Raw genomic sequence first — 16,400 nt, 5'->3', positions numbered from 1 at the left:
CCTATCTCCTAGTACACAACTTTCCGTTCCGCAAAACGGAACTGCAAGGCAACCACCGTTACCACGAAGGCCATGAGAATCACCGACTGCGCCGCCGATCCCCCGAAATCAAGACCACGGAAGCCGTCACGGTAGATCCGGTATACCATGGTGGCCGTGGCGTTACTGGGTCCTCCCTGCGTAAGCTGATGAATAACGGGGAAGGTCTCGAAGAAGGTGTAGATGAAGTTCATGATCACCAGGAAAAAAGTCGTGGGGGAGAGGAGCGGGAAGGTAATCTTCCAGAACCGCACCGCCGGAGAGGCTCCGTCGATCGCAGCGCTCTCGATGAGTGAGTCCGGTATGCTTTGCATTCCACCGAGGTAGAAGAGAAAGTTGTAGGCGATCCGCTGCCACGAGGCCGCCAGCACCACCAGAAAGAAGGCCTGCCCGGGAATGATCGTGTGATTCCAGCGGATCCCCACCATGCGGAGGCCGTAGGATATCAAACCAACCGAGGGACTGAAGAGGAAAAACCACATAACCCCCGCCACAAGCGGCGCGACCGCGTAGGGGGCGATAATAACTGTCCGGTAAACAATAGCCCGCTTCCCTATTCCCGTCGACAGGGCCGAAAGAAACAAGGCGATCGCCATGGTAGAGGCTGCCACGCACAGGGCGAACCCCAGGGTTGTCCAGATCGCCCGCACATAAAGCGGCTCCGATAACACGCGTTGAAAGTTTTCAAGCCCGACAAAAACACGGGTAATGCCGAAGGCATCCTCCCGAAACACCGACTGCAGCAACGCCTGGGCGGCCGGAAAAATGAAGAAGGCCATAACCAGAATGACTTCCGGTGCTATGAGCAGGTAGGGCAGCCCCTTCTCTTTGAAAATAACTCTCTTGCCCATCATGGGGATTGATCCTCCGTACGCTCAGAAAAGATAAAGAAGCCGGGACCTCCACGGTCCAGGAGACCCCGGCTTGGACATGGCAGGACGCAACACGCCCTTGTAAAAATCGTTTTGGCCACCGGGTTGCCCCACAGAGGAGGAACCCGGCGCAGATACAACAGGCTCTTCGCTACTGAATAGTTCGCTCGAACTCGCGAAGCAGGGCGTTACCCCGCGACACAGCCTGGTCCAGAGCCCGCTGGGCGGTCATCTCTCCGGTCAGGGCCGCTTCCATACCGTCCAGAATCACGTTGCGAATCTGGGGGAACATGCCGAACCGGAGACCACGGGAGTGATCCGTGGGGGGGTTCAGGGTGATCTGGGCAATAGCGGTATTGTGAATGGGGATCTTGTCGTAGAAGCCCTGCTCCCGGGAAAGCTCCCAAGCGGCATAGGTCACGGGAAGATACCCGCTGAACTGGTGCCACTCGGCCTGGACCTCGGCAGAACTCAGGTAGGCGAAGAACTCGGCGATTCCTCGGTATTCTGCATCGCTGTGACCGCCCATTACCCAGAGCGACCCGCCACCGATGATGGAGTTCTGGGGAGCCCCCGCCACGTCGGGCCAGTAGGGGAGAAAACCGGCGCTGAACTCGAAGTCTGCCGTGCGAGCGATCCCTGCGTAGGCAGCAGACGAGGCGATGTACATGGGCACGTCACCGGAGGTAAAGAGCGGAGTTGCATCACCACGGCGTCCACCGTACTGAAAGACACCCTCTTTTTGCCAGTCTGCCAGTTGCTGCAGGTGCCGGACACGAACTTCGTCGTTGAAGACCAGTTCGGAATCCCACCCCAGCATGCCGTTTGCTTTGGTTCCCAGGGGAAGATTATGCCAGGCAGAGAAGTTCTCCATCTGCGTCCACGAGGGCCACTGGAAGGTAAAGCCTGCAGAATAGTTGCCCGTGGCCATCAGTTTTTTCGCTGCCTCGGCTACCTCGGGCCAGGTCGAAGGGGGATCGTGGGGATCCAGCCCTGCTTCCCGGAAGGCCTCCACGTTGTAGTAGAAGATCGGTGTGGAGCTGTTGAAGGGGAAGGAGAGCATGTTTCCTTCCAGGTCCGAATAATAGGAAGTGACCTGGGACAGGTAATCGGCCTTGTTCATGGGCATTCCCGCCTCAGCCATCAGCTCGTAGACGGGCTTGATAACCTGGCGACTTCCCATGAAGGTTCCCGTTCCCACCTCGTAGACCTGCAGAATGTGGGGCTGGTTACCCGCGCGGTACGCGGCGATCGCGCTGGTCATGGCTTCCTCGTAGTCGCCCTGCTCCACCACGTTGATTATGTATTTATCCTGGCTGCTATTAAAATCAGCTGCCATTTCCTCGATCCGCTGTCCCAGATCTCCACCCAGACCGATCCACATCTCGAGCTCCATGGGATAGTCGGGGCGGGCTTCCTCCCGCGCTCCCCCTGCAAAGGCCATAGCGGCCACACCGGCAAGACAAACACCAACGAACAACAGCTTTCGTATCATCGAATCCTCCTTGTCTGATTCTCCGGCAGCACGTCCCCATGACGCCTTTTCCGGCATTGGCTACCCCAACCTAAGCGCCCATTGTTAACACAGCGTGAGCACAAAGGAGATTAATTACTTAATCCTACTAAGAAATTAAATAACATACTGAAATCGTCGCTTCGCCGCCTCTCGCTCCGCAAAAAACAACGAATAGAAATCAGCTCATTTGACTTTTTCGGAGCTTTCGCTGGAAACTTTCAAAAACCAGCAACATCCTCTTGATCAAATGTTAAATCAGGAATAACGGTACGTCAAGAAAAAAAACCTTTTCATCGCCCCGGGGACTCGAACCTGCCTCCCTGGATCTGTCTCCCGCGCCTGCGGGCCGGCGAGGGATGCCCCGAAGGAGAGCTTTCCCCGCCAGAAGGTGTACCAGAAAGTGTAATAGAAAGTCGGGGGAACTGCGCCGGATCAGAACACCTTCGGCAATCCGTCCGATGGTCAGAGATGAAGCAGAACAAGAAATCCCGTCAGCATGGCCAGCACGAGACCATCGAGACTCCCCAAAGCCCGGATCAGGGTTCCGGCAGAACCGGAGACAGCCGAAAGAACAGACCCCTTCCGCTCTTCTCCGCTTCGAAGGGCCTCCTCCGGGGTTCGGCCGGAGTCTGCCACCCACCGCAGGGCCACCACGCACCCCCCGGCACCCAGGGTTATGAGCGCCTCCAGCGAAACCTTGGCGTTCAGAAGGTCCAGCCTCAACAACCCCTGAAACAGAATGGCCGAGAGAAAAATCACCATGACGCTCCGCTCCCGCAGGGAGGGCCCGGCGATTCGCTGCCCGGCTGCGGGCGCCAGGAGAAGCAGGGAGAGAGTTCCAAAGGAGGCGACCGTTCCCAGAGCAGCAACTTTCAGAATCCACGAGGCCCCCCAGGCGTGGAAGCCAGATCCCGCCCCGGCGACACCGGCCAGAACCAGCTGTTTCCCTGCAAAGCCGCTGAACCCGGGAATACCCGTAACGGCAGCCAGGGCAACGAGAAAGGAGAGAATCTCCAGGAACGAAGCACCCCGGAATCCGCCTTTCTGGCGAAGCTCCCCGAGATCGTGCGTCCCCAGTTTTTCGGCGAGGCGCCCCACCAGAAGAAAGAGCAGACTCTTGAACAGCGCGTGGGCCGCACTGTGAAAGAGCGCAGCACCCAGGGCTCCCGCCGCGAGGGCCGCCGTAACGTACCCCAGCTGGGAGATGGAGCTATAGGCGAGCAGATGCTTCACATCGCGCTGAAACAGGGCAGCCCAGGCCCCCAGAAAGGCCGAGACCACCCCCATCCAGAGGAGGGCCTGCACCAGGGGCTGCCCTGCCCCGGCCTGAAGCACCAACAGGAGGCGGTAGAGAACGACCAGCCCCGTTTTCAGAAGCACTCCCGAGAGAAAGGCCGATACCGCCGTGGGCGCCTCGCCATGGGCCGAGGGCAACCATCCGTGGAAGGGCACCAGAGCGACCCTCATGGCGACCCCCCCGATCATGCAGGCCAGACCGAGGCGAACCGGGGCAGCCAGTTCACCAGCACGGGATATCTGCGCCACCAAAGGAGTCAACCCCAGCTCTCCCGTAGCCCGATACAGGAAAAAGAGCCCCAGCAGGTAAAAAGCGATGCATACAGCACCCGTCACGAGGTAGCGGAAGGCAGCGTACATTGCACTGGCCCGTCCCTGGAAGGCAATCAGAATGGCCGCGCAGAGCGAGAGCACCTCAAAGAAAACAAAGATATTAAAAAGATCCCCTGCCAGAACCACCCCGCCTGCTCCCGCCACGGCTACGGAAAAAACAGCGGCAAAAAGACACCCCAGGGAACGGTCGGCCGTGGCGAAGAGAAGAATGACCAGACTTATCCCGTAGAGAAGCGGGCCAAAGAACGCCGCCGGAAGATCGAGGATCAGGAGGATTCCCGTCTCGGGAGCCCATCCACCAGCCACGCCCTCCAGGGGAAGGGATCCCGACCACCAGGCCCGAAGGGCCAGAACAAGAAAGGCTGCACAGCCCGCGAAGATCCCCGTCAGGGCGAAGGTGAACCCTGCCCGCCGGGCGTGCCAGGTCTCGGCGAGAAGCGCCAGAGCCGCCCCAACCAGGGGGAGAAGAACGGGCAGGAGCAACCCCTGATCACCTCCCACGGCCCCGCTCCTCCCTGCGAAAAAACCGCTCGATCTCGGGAAGATCGGTAGTTCCCGTGACATCAAAAATGCACTGAATCAGCACCAGCAGCAAGGCGGTAACGCAGACCCCCACCACGATGGCCGTGAGCATCAGAGCCTGCACCAGGGGATCGACGGGAACCTCCTGGCCCCCGAAGAGAATGGGCGCGTCCCGGCCCGCCCTCTTTCCCTGAAGGATAAAGATCAGAACCAGGGCGTTGTTGAGAATGTTCAGGGCGATCACCTTGGAAACGGCCCGCCGATTGAGAAGCAGCCCTCCCAGCCCCACCAGGAAGATCATCCCCACAAGATACCAGGGAAGCGCGTCGGCCAGAACCATCAGGGTCGCCTCCGGTCGTCTTCAAAAAGCGTAAGCGCGAGAAGCGTCACACCGCTTCCCACCTTGACCCCGATAAGGGCGTTCAGCGTGGAGAGAACCAGTCGGGGGGGCAGGCCGAGCTGCTCCTGACCGCCTGCCGGGGGATAGGAAAAGATACCAGCCCAGAAAAGGGCGCCGCCCAGGGCAACCGCCAGAAAGAGAAGAAAGGCAAAAACTTCCACAAAATGGAGAGCCCTCAGGGGAAACAGCCGTTCCACATCGTAGATATCCCGACCCAGGGCCAGCAGAATCACCGCCGAAGCGATCACCACCCCTCCCTGAAACCCACCCCCGGGAGAACGGTGGGCGTAGGCAACGAGATACAACCCGAAGACCATCACGAAGGGCGCCAGCTTGCGGGAGATCACGTCGAGCAGTTCCGTACGTCGATTCATTTCCTGCCCCCTGCCCCGGAACCGGCAAAAAAGCTCACGCCCGCCACGGCAAGCATGAGAACGATCGCTTCACCCATGGTATCGTAGGCACGAAAGGCAAGATAGATCGCGCTCACCAGGTTGATCGCCCCCGTGGACTGCTCGCTCTCCCCCAGAAACCCCGCACGCCCCGCTCCGACAGCCTCGTGTCCCGAGGGAACCAGCGCAGCCAGGAGAACCCAGCCAAGAAGCACCAGAAGCGTCAGGACCAGAAGAATTCGCGGGACCCCCCTCACCGGACCCTCCCCGAGACAGATCGGGTATGCCGGAGGACCCAGACAAAGATCAGCGTCGTGACACCGGCACCGACGGCTGCCTCGGTGAGGGCCACATCGGGGGCCTCCATCAGATAGAAGAGTACCGTGCTCACCAGGCTGAAGAGACCCAGGGCGAGAACCCCGGCCAGCTCTTTCCGGGCCGTCACGGCGAGGACAGCGATGATCAACTGGATCGAGAGAAGAAGTTCGATCATCGCGCCCCCCGCCAGGGAACAATACGTTCCCGCCAGGCGTAGCGCCCGATGATATGCGTCGCCGTGGGACTCGAGACCAGGAAGAAGAGCAGCAGTACCACGAGCCGCCCCGTGAGGGGTCCGGGATCAACCCAGAAGATAGAACCGATCAGGAGGGAAACCACTGCCGTTGTCCCGCTCAGGGCACCCGCCTGAAGACGGCTGTAGACATCGGGCATGAAGAGAACCCCGAACGTTCCCAGAACCGCAAAGAATCCCGCCAAAATGAAAAAGAACCACCCCAGGATTGTGGCGATCACAGGTGTGCCTCCCGGTTCCCTACATACCGGGTGATGGCAAGAATACCAATGAACCCGAAAATATCGTAGACCAGAGCCACATCGAGATAGAAGGTGAGCTTCCGGTCGACGGCGATCAGCACCAGCAGCCCCAGCACCTGGGAGGCCACCACGGTGAGTCCCACCATGCGGTCTGCTACGGTGGGCCCCAGAACAACGCGGACCATGGAAAGGGCCGTGGTTGCAGAAAAGATGTAGATCAGGATCTTCACCGGGTCCATCCATCTACCCCCACAAACGCCGCAGGATTTTCTCGAGATTTCCCGTGATCAGCGCCCCGGCGTGACGACTGTGGGAGGTGGTGGCCTTCATCCAGTGGACCACCAGATGATCTTCATCCATCTCCAGCGCCACCGTGCCCGGTGTCAGGGTGATCGATGTAGCCAGCATCGCCCGGGCGATATCGCTGCGCAGGCGCGTCCTGAAATGAACCACCCGGGGCCGGAAGGAACCGCTCACCATGATCCAGGCCATGGCAAAGCTGGATTGATAGATCTTCCAGAGGAGCAGCAGAAGATAGGAGNCCCCCCAGTGNAGCCTCGGGACGAGNCTTCTCCAGGCTACCTCGGTCTCAACGATGAAGGAATCGAAGGTCAGGAGTGCCACCAGCAGAGAACAGACCACACCCAGAAAGAGAGACTCCCTGTCGAGGCTCCCCGTAAAGAGCAACCACCCTGCAAAGAGATAGCAGGTGGTAATACATACCCGGACAATTGCCCATTTCGTGGAACTTCTCATGGCAGGCACTTATCCCTCGCGGGACCGGATCATCTCGAGCACCTCCTGGGGTTCTTCTGCATCGAGCAGGGCTTCCCTGAAACGGGCGTCGTGAAGGATCCGGGCGAGCGTGCTCAGGGTTCTCAGGTGCTCGTTCACGGCCCCTTCCGGTGCCAGGAGGAGGAAGAAGAGCCGCACCGGTATTCCGTCGGGGGATGAAAAATGCCCGCCCTTCCGGGTCTGAAGAAACGCTGCCTGGGGTCTGGAAACCAGGGGAGTCAGCTTGTGGGGAATCGCCACACCATCGCCGATGGCCGTGCTGACCTCGCTGTCCCGCTGCAGGATCTCCCGGACAAGGGACGCCTGGTNTTCCAGGGGATCGACCCCGGCAGCGAGCTCCACAAGGCGCTCCACGATCTGCTGNCGGCGGCGTTTTCCGAAATCGAGCTCGATCGCCTGGACCTCAAGAAGCGAGGAAATCATCATGGTTCTGCCCCCTCCCGGGAATGGTCGATAAGGCCCGCAGCGTAGTCTACGGGAANGGTAAAGAATATCCCCGTTCCTCCCGAGGAGAGCCCCCCCACCACCTGGTCCAGGAGCGATTCCAGCCGGGGTATGNCCTCTGCATCGGGAACAACCGAGATAATCGTCTTGTTGTAGGGTTTGTTCCCCTTCATGAACCGGCGAAACTCGGCGAAGAGAGGAACCTCGTAGGAAAGGAAGCGCCCCATGCCCTCGGAATCGAGAATCGTGGCACCTTGAATGCCCGCCTCGACNTAGGCCTCGAGAACGCGCTCCAGGAGATCTTCATTATTCAGGATAAAAACGACCAGCTTCACGGGACCAGCATAGCCAAGTTCCGGTTTCTTTGCTACCGCTGCCCGGTCTCCGCCCCGCACAGCCCCCTGCCCCCGGGAGGACTCCCCCAGGGCCAGCCGGGCCGGAGGCAGGATCAAGCCGAGATCGTGCTGTCTCCCCGGCCCGAGTCCAGAAAGCGGATCACATCGGCCGCCGTGTAGTCCAGACCGATCTTCCGGATCAACACCCGCAACGAATCCAGGTATTCTCCCGGGACCAGCAGGGGTTTTTCCAGATATCCCCCGGCGTACTCCATGGCGGCTCCAACCGCCGCCATGAGGGCGTTGCACAGGCACCGGGCCTCCCGGGCCACTTCGGGATCGCCCCCCTTGCCCGCGAAGATTTGGGGGTCTTCAGCCGGGCAACGGTACCCCGGGCTACCATCGTCCTTCTTGTAGAGGTGNCGCAGAAGCCCCAGATTACATACCCGTTTCCGCAGGGAAAAGAGCTCGGCCTCGGCTATTGTTCCTTCCAAAAGCGCCATCTTTATGGGATAACCCGTGGGGGAAGCACCGGGATGGGTCAGGACGCGCATCCTGCCTGCCTCCACAGCCTGAAGAAACTTCTTTTTCAGTTCCGGGAGGAACCCCGACTCGCGACAAAAGGCAAAGAGTGTCCCCACCTGGATGCCCTGCGCTCCTGCCTCCTGACACCGCTTCAGGGAGTCCTCGTTGCTGCAGGAACCGCCCATCCAGAAGGGAACATCCATCTTTGCCATTCGGCCGGTGTCGACCTGATCCTTGGAGCCATACAGGGGCTCTCCCTCGTCGTTCAGATGCAAGGGTCCCCGGGGCGGAGCATTATGCCCCCCTGCCGTGTGATCCTCCACGATAATTCCGTCCACCGTCCCCGAGGCCCGGGAGACCATGGTCTGGGCGAGGACGTTGGACGAGACGATGGAAAGGAAGGCGGGCCGCTTCATCCGGGCCGGCGGCGACGAGAGAACCCGGGCGGGGTCAAACCGCCGNTGAAGGGTCTCGCCTTTTTCGGCGCCATCCAGGGCGAGGGTGATCGAACCAGCCTCGCCCCGGGCGTAGGCGTCGAGCAACCCGGGAATCTCCAGGGGAATTCCCGCTCCCATGAGAACGTAATCGACACCAGCCAGCATGGCACCGTAGATCGCGGCGGGGTTGGGAAGCTGAATCTTCTCCAGAAAGTTTACACCCACCGCTCCGGAGTGCCCCTCCCTGGCGAGATAAACCTCGACAAAGTTGGCTGCCACCAGAAGCTCTTCCACCTCAGGAGAGGGGTCCACGGTAATCATGGGAGGATTCAGAAAGCGATGAAACTCGGGAGTTCCCTCCTCCCGGTAATAGCGATCCAGGATACGTCGGACCACCTCCTGATCGGGGAAGGCCTCCAGGCCCCGTCTCATGTGACCGCCGGGATCCCCCTGCTGAAGCCGCCGGGTGAGAAGGATGTCCAGGGCCGTCCCCGAGACGACCCCCAGAGCCCCCTCTATCGCAACGGCGCGAGCGAGCCGCCAGTCAGAAACTCCAACTCCCATGCCGCCTTGTATAATCTTTGGATGCTCCATTACGCCCTCCCTGAGTGTGCTGGCGGGCCCGGACTCTGGCAGCCCGGACTCGGCGAGCCCGGGCACCTGGCGATTAACCCGCTTTCGGAACCATCATACCGGGAGAATCATTATCGGTCAACGGCCGACAAAAGAAGAGACGGGAGAAAAGGAAGAAGCAGAGAAGGAAATGGTCACGGTCACACCCTGCCCGGTCTCTCTCTGCACACGGGCACCGAGCTGCTCGGCCAGGACGTTCACCAGGGCAAACCCGAGGCCCTCGCGATAACACCCGGGCGCTTTTTCGGGAGGAATCCCGATGCCGTCATCCTTCACGGAGAGAACACACTCTCCCTTTCGTCGGCACATCTCCAGGAGAACCCGGCCACGGCGCCCCCCGGGGAAGGCGTAGCGGAGGGCATTTTCCGTGAGTTCGTGGGCGATCAGTCCGCAGGGCAGAGCTGCNCCCAGGGGGAGGAAAACTCCCCTGGCACTGATGTCTATTGTTACTCCCTGCCGCACCGGGCTGCAGGCAACCACCCTGGCGAGGTACTCCTCCATCTTGATCGCCGCAACATCGTCNGCGCCACAAGCCAGATCGTGTACCGAGGCCATCACGTGAAGACGATTCTGGCAGGTCTCCAGAAGCTGCTGAAGCTCCTCGTTCTGGTCGGCTCCGGAGCTCTGGAGACTCAGCAGGCTCGAGACGATCTGCANATTATTCTTGACCCGATGGTGCACCTCGCGGAGCAGACTCTCCTTCTCCNGCAGGGTTGCCTGGATGATAGCGTAGTCCTGGTGAAGCCGGGCGTTCATGCCAAGAATACTCCGCGCCAGCGAACCCACCTCGTTGCGGAAGAGCCCGAGCTGTTCCAGTTCTTTCGAGGGCAGAGGGTCCCTGATATCGATCTGCTCGGTCAGGGCCTGAAGGCGCTGAATGGGAGAGGCGATTACTCTGGCGACGGCGAAGGCAAGGATAAAGAAGAAGAGACAGAGCACCCCCATTACGTAGAGCGCAAAGCGGTCTGCCTCGATCAGGGGAGCGGTAAAATAGCCCTCCTGGATAAAAACGGCGACACTCCAGCGGGGAAGGCCCTTCTCCCTCATGGGAGGAGGAGCCAGGGACGCCAGGGCACCGTGGAACCGTTCTCCCCGGACGAGGACCGTCAGGGGAGATCCCGCCGGGGAAAGNCGATTTCCTCCCTGCAACCACTCCACCTCGGAACAGGAATCGATCGCCCTCAGCAGGGGGTCTTCGCTCTCTGCCAGAGGTTCGAGCGAGGGATAATCCCGCGAGGCGGCAACGATTCTGCGCGCCTCGTCAAAAACCAGGATCACCCCCCGCTCGGGAGGTATCTGGGACCCCAGGAATGCACCAATCTGTCCCAAGGTGAGTACCACCGAGGTAACCCCGCCGGGCTCGCCCTCAAAGGGCACTGCCGAGGTGATNACCAGATCGCCATCGGACCAGAGNGAATACACATCAGACCAGAACGGCCCTCCGGCGGCGCGGGCGCCCTTGAACCAGGGTCGCTCCCTGGGATCGTAGGGCTCGAAGCCGGAGACCTCCCCCGGGGAGGGACGGGAAAGGGGGGCACCTCCGGGGTTGCCGGAAGATCCCCGGGGCGGTGGCTCCCCGGGAGATCTGAAGACGAGCCCCCCCGCCGACTCTCTTCCGGCGTAGCCAAAACGCAGGGAACCATCGAACTGCCTTTGCACCTCGTAGTACTCGCCGTCCAGATACCCCACCGAGGCGAGGCCCAGGGCAGGACAGCGCTCGATCTGCTGCAGAAAAACCTCCTGGATCTCTTCTTTCAGAGGCCACTCTGCGGGGAGATTCTCCAGATAGCTCGCGTTCACCTCCGATATCTGCCGGGCCGATTCCAGAAAGGACGAGAGTTCCCTGGCCACGGAGAGGGCCGTCTCGCGGGAAAGCTCCCGCACCAGATCGCGGACAACCGCCCGTGAACCCGCAAGATAGAGGGCCCANCCCGAGATGAACCCCAGGGCGATGAGAGCGAAGAAGGGNATGCTCGTAATCCATCGAATATTCCAGCCCTTTATCACGAAACCTCCTGTACAATAGAACCCGTCGGGAGGATCATTATTACCGGACTGAAAAGATTATGTCCTGCGTTGTCAGACAAAGGAGGAGATGATTGCTCCCCGGGACGTGCGCGCCGACAATCCAGGACGTTTGTTTTTGTAATTTCCGCCATGATAAACCGCAAATTAATTCTCCCCGGGGTGTGGCCGGTCTCTCCCGAAGGCCTGCCCGGAAGGCCCTTCGGGAGGGTTTCAGGAATTATCCCATGACACACCCTGCTCCACCAACCGGTCTGATTGCTTTCAGCGCGGTCTCCCTTCTGGGAAGCACAAACTGCCTTATCTTCGGCCTGCTCTCCTGGAGGACCTATCGCGCACACCCCCGGGGGACTCCTCATTATAACGCAGCGCCCTGGATCCTGGCGCTTTTTCTCAGCCTCTCCGGGGGGTTCACCTCAGCCTGGTATCAGGACAGCCTCTCCTACCGGGTGGTCCCCCACCTTCTGCCCCTCTCTCTCTCGTTCCGTTTCCTCTACGGCCCGGTTATCTTCGGTTTTGCCCGAGCGCTTCTGGGACGCCCCGCCTTCTCGCGTGTCAGGGCAGCGCTCCACATGGCGCCCTTTTGCCTTCACCTGGCCTCCCAGGTTCCCCTGATGAGGGCCGGAGGAACAGCGCAGATTCTTTTCTGGGAGCAGGGTCGCTGGCTCTGTTCCCTCTATCCCCTGGGGATCATTCTCCAGATTTTCCACCTTCTCATCTACCTGGCCTCTACGCTGGTGGTTATCCATCGGTCCAGCCGCCGTCCCCGCCTGGTCTCCCCTGGAGGAGGCTCCCGCAGGGATGAGCTTTCGTGGCTCGGCAATATCGTGATGGCTGTGGCGGTAGTGTTGGGGCTCTTCACTCTCATGACGGGAGCCTTCATCCTCGGGGCCTCGCCGGATATCATTCTTTTTATACGGAGAACGAACGAGGCGTTGCTCTTTGTTCTGATCCATCTCCTGGCGTATCAGGGAATCCGCCACGGGACCCTCCTGCTCCACCCGAGAGACCCCGGGCCGGAACCTGTCCGGCCAGAATCAGCACCTGTGCCGTCCTCACCGGCGGAGACGGGGCGGAGGGCTCCAAACCAGACGGAGCCCCCCTCCGGAGGTGATCCTCATCCGGGCAGTCCCGGCCCCCCGGGGACACCCCCGGATACCTGTTGCGCCCAGGAAGGGGAACCGGACGATCGGGCTCCCCTGCCGGAAGCGGCCGCCCGGGAGCTGGCCCGCCAGGCCGACGAGCATATCCGGAGAACCCTGGCCTTCCTGGACCCCCTCCTCTCGCCAACTGACCTGGCCCAGGAACTGGATGTCCCGGCTCACCATCTTTCCTACGCGATCAACAGCGTCCTGGGACAANGGTTCACCCATTGCCTGAACGGCTATCGTGCAGACTACGCACGAAAACTGCTCACCGCCCCCTCGCACCGAACCACGCCCCTCACGGAGATATCACACATGTCGGGGTTCCGCTCCAAGTCCTGTTTTAACGCAACTTTCAGAAAGTGCTATGGCTGCGCGCCCTCGGAGTTCCGGAAAAAATCCTGGGCCCCGCCTTCCCCCTGGTCCACAGAATAACCGGGGAAGGCCCGCAGCCTCACGACGAGACGCGGAACCGGGAAACAACCTGCTCCAGCTCTTCGGCCTGATCACGCAACTCCNGGGCGGCCTCTGCCAGGGCGGCATTCTGGCCTGACTGCTCCTCGCTGGTAGCGGCGACTTCTTCGGAGGCCGAGGCGGTTTGCTGAACCAGCTGATCCAGCTGTACCAGGGCATCACTCACCGAGGTGGCACCCTGGCTCATCTCCCGNCTGGAGGCGGATATTTCCTGCACCAGATCGGCCGTATGTCCAATATTGGGAACCATGATCTCCAGAACCTTCCGGGCTTCCTCGGCGGTCGCCACAGAGTCGGTACTCACCGTGCGAATCTCCCGGGCCGCTATGGCAGAGTTTTCTGCAAGTTTTCTCACCTGGGAAGCAACGACAGCAAAGCCCTTTCCATTCTCTCCTGCCCGGGCGGCCTCGATCGCAGCATTCAGGGAGAGCATATTGGTCTCCCGGGCGATATCCTCGATAACGGAGATTTTTTCTGCAATTCTTTTCATGGCCTCCACCGTCGCCTGGACTGCTACCCCTCCCTCCCGGGCAGATTGGGCCGATTCCCGGGCTATTTTCTCCGTTGCTGCAGCATTGTCCGAACTCTGGCGAATATTGGCCGCGATCTGCTCCATCGAGGCCGAGACCTCTTCCACCGAGGCGGCCTGTTCCGAAGCGCTCTGGGATAACTGCTCGGCGATAGAGGCCATCTGACGGGACCCCTGGGCCGTATCCTGACCGATCGCAAGGACCGTTCCGCTTCCCGACGAGACTCTTCCGGAGCACCCCTGAATACTGGCTACAACCTCCCGGAGCGTCTTGTTCATCCGGTCGAAGGCGTGGGCCATGGTGCCGATCTCGTCCTGCAAGGCCAGATCCTTCTCCTCCACCTCCTGGGTCAGGTCTCCCGAGGCCAGATGATCCATGAAATCAGCCGCCTCGTACACGTGGGTCCCCACCCATCCCGCGAGAAGCCGTCCCACCAGAATAATTCCCGTCAGGGCCATCAGGATCAGCGGTATGATTGCCGCCACCATGCGATAAATCGGTGCGTTCAGGTCCCGGAACGGCAGGAGATATACCATCCCCCATCCAGGAGAAGCGGGAATCGGCGAAAAAATTGCCTGCATTCTGGTGCCGTCGGGTCGGGCAAATTCCTCCCGTCCCGATTCTCCCCGCAGAATCCGCTCCCCCACCCGGTCAAGATTCACGTACCCCGGCGCGTCCATCACATTCAGCTCCATCACCAGATCGGGATTCGGATGACCGATAACCATTCCCTGGCCATCCACAACCGCACCGAAACCCTCCTGCCCGAAGTGCATGTCCATTGTTATCGCACTCAGATCCATCAGTGCAACCGAGGCAATAACGGCCCCCACCAGATCCCCCCGGTCATCACGAACCTCGCAGGCTATCGCCACAAAGGGATTTCCCGTGCTTCTGCTGACCAAGGCGTTACTTACGGAGTACCGGTTGCCCCGGGAGAAAATGTCCTGAATGTATCCCCGGTCCAGCAGGTTCCCCCTCACATCCTGACTGGTAATCAGATCCCCCCGGGTATCGACAAAGCTGAGGTTTTCCAGATCCTCCGGCAGATCGGGGTGAAGATCCAGCAGATAGGCACGGATCTCCTCGATCGTTCCCCGGCGAAACACCGGTTGCAGGGAATACTGCTGAACCAGATCGATATTCCCCCCGAGCCACCGNCCCGTCTCGGCCCCACGGGCCGAAACGATTTCCCGGGACATTTCCCGGATCGTCTCTCCCTGGATTCTGACCATCTGCCAGAGCAGGACACCCCCCATAAAAGAAAAAAGAAGGACAGCAGCTCCTCCAAAACACGTCATCATGCGTCCCCGGAGAGACCTGAACCTGTACATAATCACCGAGCTCCTCTCGAATCAGAAAATCAATGGTCACAAAAATCGGTGACCACAATATTCATCCTTTGCAACGACCCCAGGGGGTGCANCCATCCTTTTCATCGCCGGGGCTTGCACAGCCCGTAACCGCGAAATCGCCCCGATCCCAGCAGGAGTGGCCCCCGAACCATTCTCCCGAAGACACACCGCACATGAACCATTCTGCGACTNCTCCCATCCTTGAGGCGGATCGGAGGGAATCGCTTCACCTCGAGCGATCCGGGATAGAAGGGGACGGTATCGACCAGAACTTCCTCGGGTTCGGGCAACCCTATCTTCGTGCAGAGTGTTCTTATCTGCTGCCTGGCCCATTCGTCGGGGTGGATGTGGCGCCCCCTCTGCCTNCTGTCCATCACCACGGGGGTAATGCTGTCCCAGACCTGGGAGGGGCCCGTCCAGGATCGCAGGTCACGGGGATCTTCCGGGGTCATCCCGGAACTTCCCTGAGACACCTCCTGCCCACCCTCCTGAAGCGGTTTGAGCCCGAACAGCCCGAGTCTTCCCAGGGTCAGGAGAATTCCCCGCTCTCCCCGGGCCGCTGACATCAGCACCGACCGAAGTTCTTCTTCCTCCTCCGGCTCGAGCGCTTCGGGAAGAACCAGAGCCGCACCGCGTATCATCAACGCTCCTGCCCTTCCCCGGGGTTCACACAGAGGGATATACGCTACGTGGGTCTCCCTCAGGGGCGACCCGTTCCGTTCGTGCCCCGAGGCCAGCTCCCTGGCCCGCTGGGACCGTTCTTCGGCCAGCGGGATGAGGGTGGCCCGCAGGGCTTGGGAGAGGAGCATTGTCTGCGACACGGAAAGATCCCTCCCGCAGGTTTTCTCCATGGCAATAATTCGGGGAGAAAAAACGGTCCCCGGAGTCCGGAGAANGGAGGGACCAGACGGGCCGGGACCATCTTCGGGGACTATCTCAGTTCCGGACTCACAAAAAAGATGCTGTGTTGAGGCCACTGTCGCTACTCCACAATAAACCGGTCTACAATACCCTTGACCCGGGCAATACCCTCGCCGTTCTTGCCGCTCATTTCTTCCACGGCGGTCACGGCCTGCCGGATCTCGTCGGAACCGGACTTCATCTCCTGCATGCCGTTACTCAGCTGCTGGGTTATATCCTGCAGGCGCACCATCTCTTCCAGCATCACCCGGCTGGCCTGGACGATCTCGCCCGACCCCTCGTGAACGGAATCGGTNACCGCCGATATCTGCTCCAGGGCCTTCAGGATCTGCACGCTCCCGGCGCTCTGTTCCTCCATGGCGNTNCGNATCTGCCCCTCGTTCTCGNCCACCTCCCGGATCCGGCTGTGGACCGCCGCGAAGGCTCCCGAGACATCCTCGGCCGAGGTCACGGCTTCCTGGATCGACGAGGAGACCGCCGAGAGCTCCTGACCGATCGCCCGGGACTGCGCCCCGGCCTCCTCGGCGAGCTTGCGGATCTCGGCGGCCACCACGGCAAAGCCCCGGCCGTATTCCCCGGCGTGGGCCGCCTCGATGGC

The 16,400-nt window shown here is 60.7% G+C and carries 16 protein-coding genes; 1 reads left to right on the top strand and 15 read right to left on the bottom strand.

Annotated elements, in window-relative coordinates:
* Window positions 1-8 precede the first annotated feature (8 nt).
* The 12 genes from ugpA to B071_RS20365 form a co-directional block, all read right to left on the bottom strand.
* Entirely contained in the window at window positions 9-893 is an 885-nt protein-coding gene (gene ugpA, locus B071_RS0100090) for a sn-glycerol-3-phosphate ABC transporter permease UgpA (RefSeq protein ID WP_018525062.1), read from the bottom strand.
* Between the two features lie 169 nt (window positions 894-1,062).
* Window positions 1,063-2,406, bottom strand: a complete 1,344-nt coding sequence (ugpB, locus tag B071_RS0100085) for a sn-glycerol-3-phosphate ABC transporter substrate-binding protein UgpB (RefSeq protein ID WP_018525061.1) — start codon at window positions 2,404-2,406, stop codon at window positions 1,063-1,065.
* Between the two features lie 483 nt (window positions 2,407-2,889).
* Window positions 2,890-4,557 (bottom strand): complex I subunit 5 family protein, encoded by a 1,668-nt coding sequence (locus tag B071_RS0100080; RefSeq protein WP_018525060.1) that lies wholly within the window; start codon window positions 4,555-4,557, stop codon window positions 2,890-2,892.
* Window positions 4,547-4,918, bottom strand: a complete 372-nt coding sequence (locus tag B071_RS14930) for a sodium:proton antiporter (protein WP_018525059.1) — start codon at window positions 4,916-4,918, stop codon at window positions 4,547-4,549. Before B071_RS14930 ends, B071_RS0100080 begins: the two co-directional genes overlap by 11 nt.
* Entirely contained in the window at window positions 4,918-5,352 is a 435-nt protein-coding gene (locus B071_RS0100070) for an MnhB domain-containing protein (RefSeq protein ID WP_018525058.1), read from the bottom strand. The genes B071_RS14930 and B071_RS0100070 overlap by 1 nt, the downstream gene beginning before the upstream one ends.
* Window positions 5,349-5,627, bottom strand: a complete 279-nt coding sequence (locus B071_RS0100065; protein WP_018525057.1) for a hydrogen gas-evolving membrane-bound hydrogenase subunit E — start codon at window positions 5,625-5,627, stop codon at window positions 5,349-5,351. The genes B071_RS0100070 and B071_RS0100065 overlap by 4 nt, the downstream gene beginning before the upstream one ends.
* Window positions 5,624-5,863: a Na(+)/H(+) antiporter subunit B gene (locus tag B071_RS0100060; protein ID WP_018525056.1), complete on the bottom strand. Its 240-nt coding sequence runs from the start codon at window positions 5,861-5,863 to the stop codon at window positions 5,624-5,626. Before B071_RS0100060 ends, B071_RS0100065 begins: the two co-directional genes overlap by 4 nt.
* On the bottom strand, window positions 5,860-6,162 hold the full coding sequence (locus B071_RS0100055) for a cation:proton antiporter (protein ID WP_018525055.1): 303 nt from the start codon (window positions 6,160-6,162) through the stop codon (window positions 5,860-5,862). Before B071_RS0100055 ends, B071_RS0100060 begins: the two co-directional genes overlap by 4 nt.
* A complete protein-coding gene (locus B071_RS0100050) occupies window positions 6,159-6,422 on the bottom strand; it encodes an MrpF/PhaF family protein (RefSeq protein WP_026244850.1) in 264 nt (87 codons plus the stop codon). The genes B071_RS0100055 and B071_RS0100050 overlap by 4 nt, the downstream gene beginning before the upstream one ends.
* A gap of 4 nt (window positions 6,423-6,426) precedes the next feature.
* Complete coding sequence (locus B071_RS0100045) at window positions 6,427-6,939, bottom strand: Na+/H+ antiporter subunit E (RefSeq protein WP_026244849.1); 513 nt, start codon at window positions 6,937-6,939, stop codon at window positions 6,427-6,429.
* Window positions 6,940-6,948: 9 nt separating this feature from the next.
* The gene (locus B071_RS0100040) at window positions 6,949-7,401 is read right to left on the bottom strand and encodes a PTS sugar transporter subunit IIA (protein ID WP_438829507.1); all 453 of its coding nucleotides are present in this window, start codon (window positions 7,399-7,401) and stop codon (window positions 6,949-6,951) included.
* 2,029 nt (window positions 7,402-9,430) lie between these two features.
* Window positions 9,431-10,108 carry a sensor histidine kinase gene (locus tag B071_RS20365; protein ID WP_438829506.1) on the bottom strand — a complete coding sequence of 226 codons (678 nt, stop codon included), beginning with the start codon at window positions 10,106-10,108 and terminating at the stop codon, window positions 9,431-9,433.
* Between the two features lie 1,496 nt (window positions 10,109-11,604).
* On the opposite strand from B071_RS20365, the gene B071_RS0100020 reads away from it, so the two are divergent.
* On the top strand, window positions 11,605-12,957 hold the full coding sequence (locus tag B071_RS0100020) for an AraC family transcriptional regulator (RefSeq protein WP_018525048.1): 1,353 nt from the start codon (window positions 11,605-11,607) through the stop codon (window positions 12,955-12,957).
* Window positions 12,958-12,976: 19 nt separating this feature from the next.
* Here the strand turns inward: B071_RS0100020 and B071_RS14925 are convergent, their stop codons facing one another.
* From B071_RS14925 to B071_RS14920, 3 genes are all read right to left on the bottom strand, one after another.
* Window positions 12,977-14,728, bottom strand: a complete 1,752-nt coding sequence (locus tag B071_RS14925; RefSeq protein WP_498365786.1) for a methyl-accepting chemotaxis protein — start codon at window positions 14,726-14,728, stop codon at window positions 12,977-12,979.
* Between the two features lie 233 nt (window positions 14,729-14,961).
* The gene (gene csb2, locus B071_RS0100010) at window positions 14,962-15,732 is read right to left on the bottom strand and encodes a type I-G CRISPR-associated protein Csb2 (RefSeq protein WP_040586772.1); all 771 of its coding nucleotides are present in this window, start codon (window positions 15,730-15,732) and stop codon (window positions 14,962-14,964) included.
* A 131-nt stretch (window positions 15,733-15,863) separates the two neighbouring features.
* A complete protein-coding gene (locus B071_RS14920; RefSeq protein ID WP_498365785.1) occupies window positions 15,864-16,352 on the bottom strand; it encodes a methyl-accepting chemotaxis protein in 489 nt (162 codons plus the stop codon).
* Window positions 16,353-16,400: the final 48 nt, after the last annotated feature.

Source organism: Alkalispirochaeta alkalica DSM 8900 (genome assembly GCF_000373545.1).
Taxonomy (GTDB): Bacteria; Spirochaetota; Spirochaetia; order DSM-27196; family Alkalispirochaetaceae; genus Alkalispirochaeta; species Alkalispirochaeta alkalica.
Note: the sequence above shows the minus strand (reverse complement) of the source record. Positions and strands in the feature narration are given on the sequence as shown.

Coding starts and splice junctions, on each gene's coding strand:
- ugpA (WP_018525062.1), bottom strand. CDS start 893: ATGATGGGCAAGAGAGTTATTTTCAAAGAGAAGGGGCTGCCCTACCTG.
- ugpB (WP_018525061.1), bottom strand. CDS start 2,406: ATGATACGAAAGCTGTTGTTCGTTGGTGTTTGTCTTGCCGGTGTGGCC.
- B071_RS14930 (WP_018525059.1), bottom strand. CDS start 4,918: ATGGTTCTGGCCGACGCGCTTCCCTGGTATCTTGTGGGGATGATCTTC.
- B071_RS0100070 (WP_018525058.1), bottom strand. CDS start 5,352: ATGAATCGACGTACGGAACTGCTCGACGTGATCTCCCGCAAGCTGGCG.
- B071_RS0100060 (WP_018525056.1), bottom strand. CDS start 5,863: ATGATCGAACTTCTTCTCTCGATCCAGTTGATCATCGCTGTCCTCGCC.
- B071_RS0100050 (WP_026244850.1), bottom strand. CDS start 6,422: ATGGACCCGGTGAAGATCCTGATCTACATCTTTTCTGCAACCACGGCC.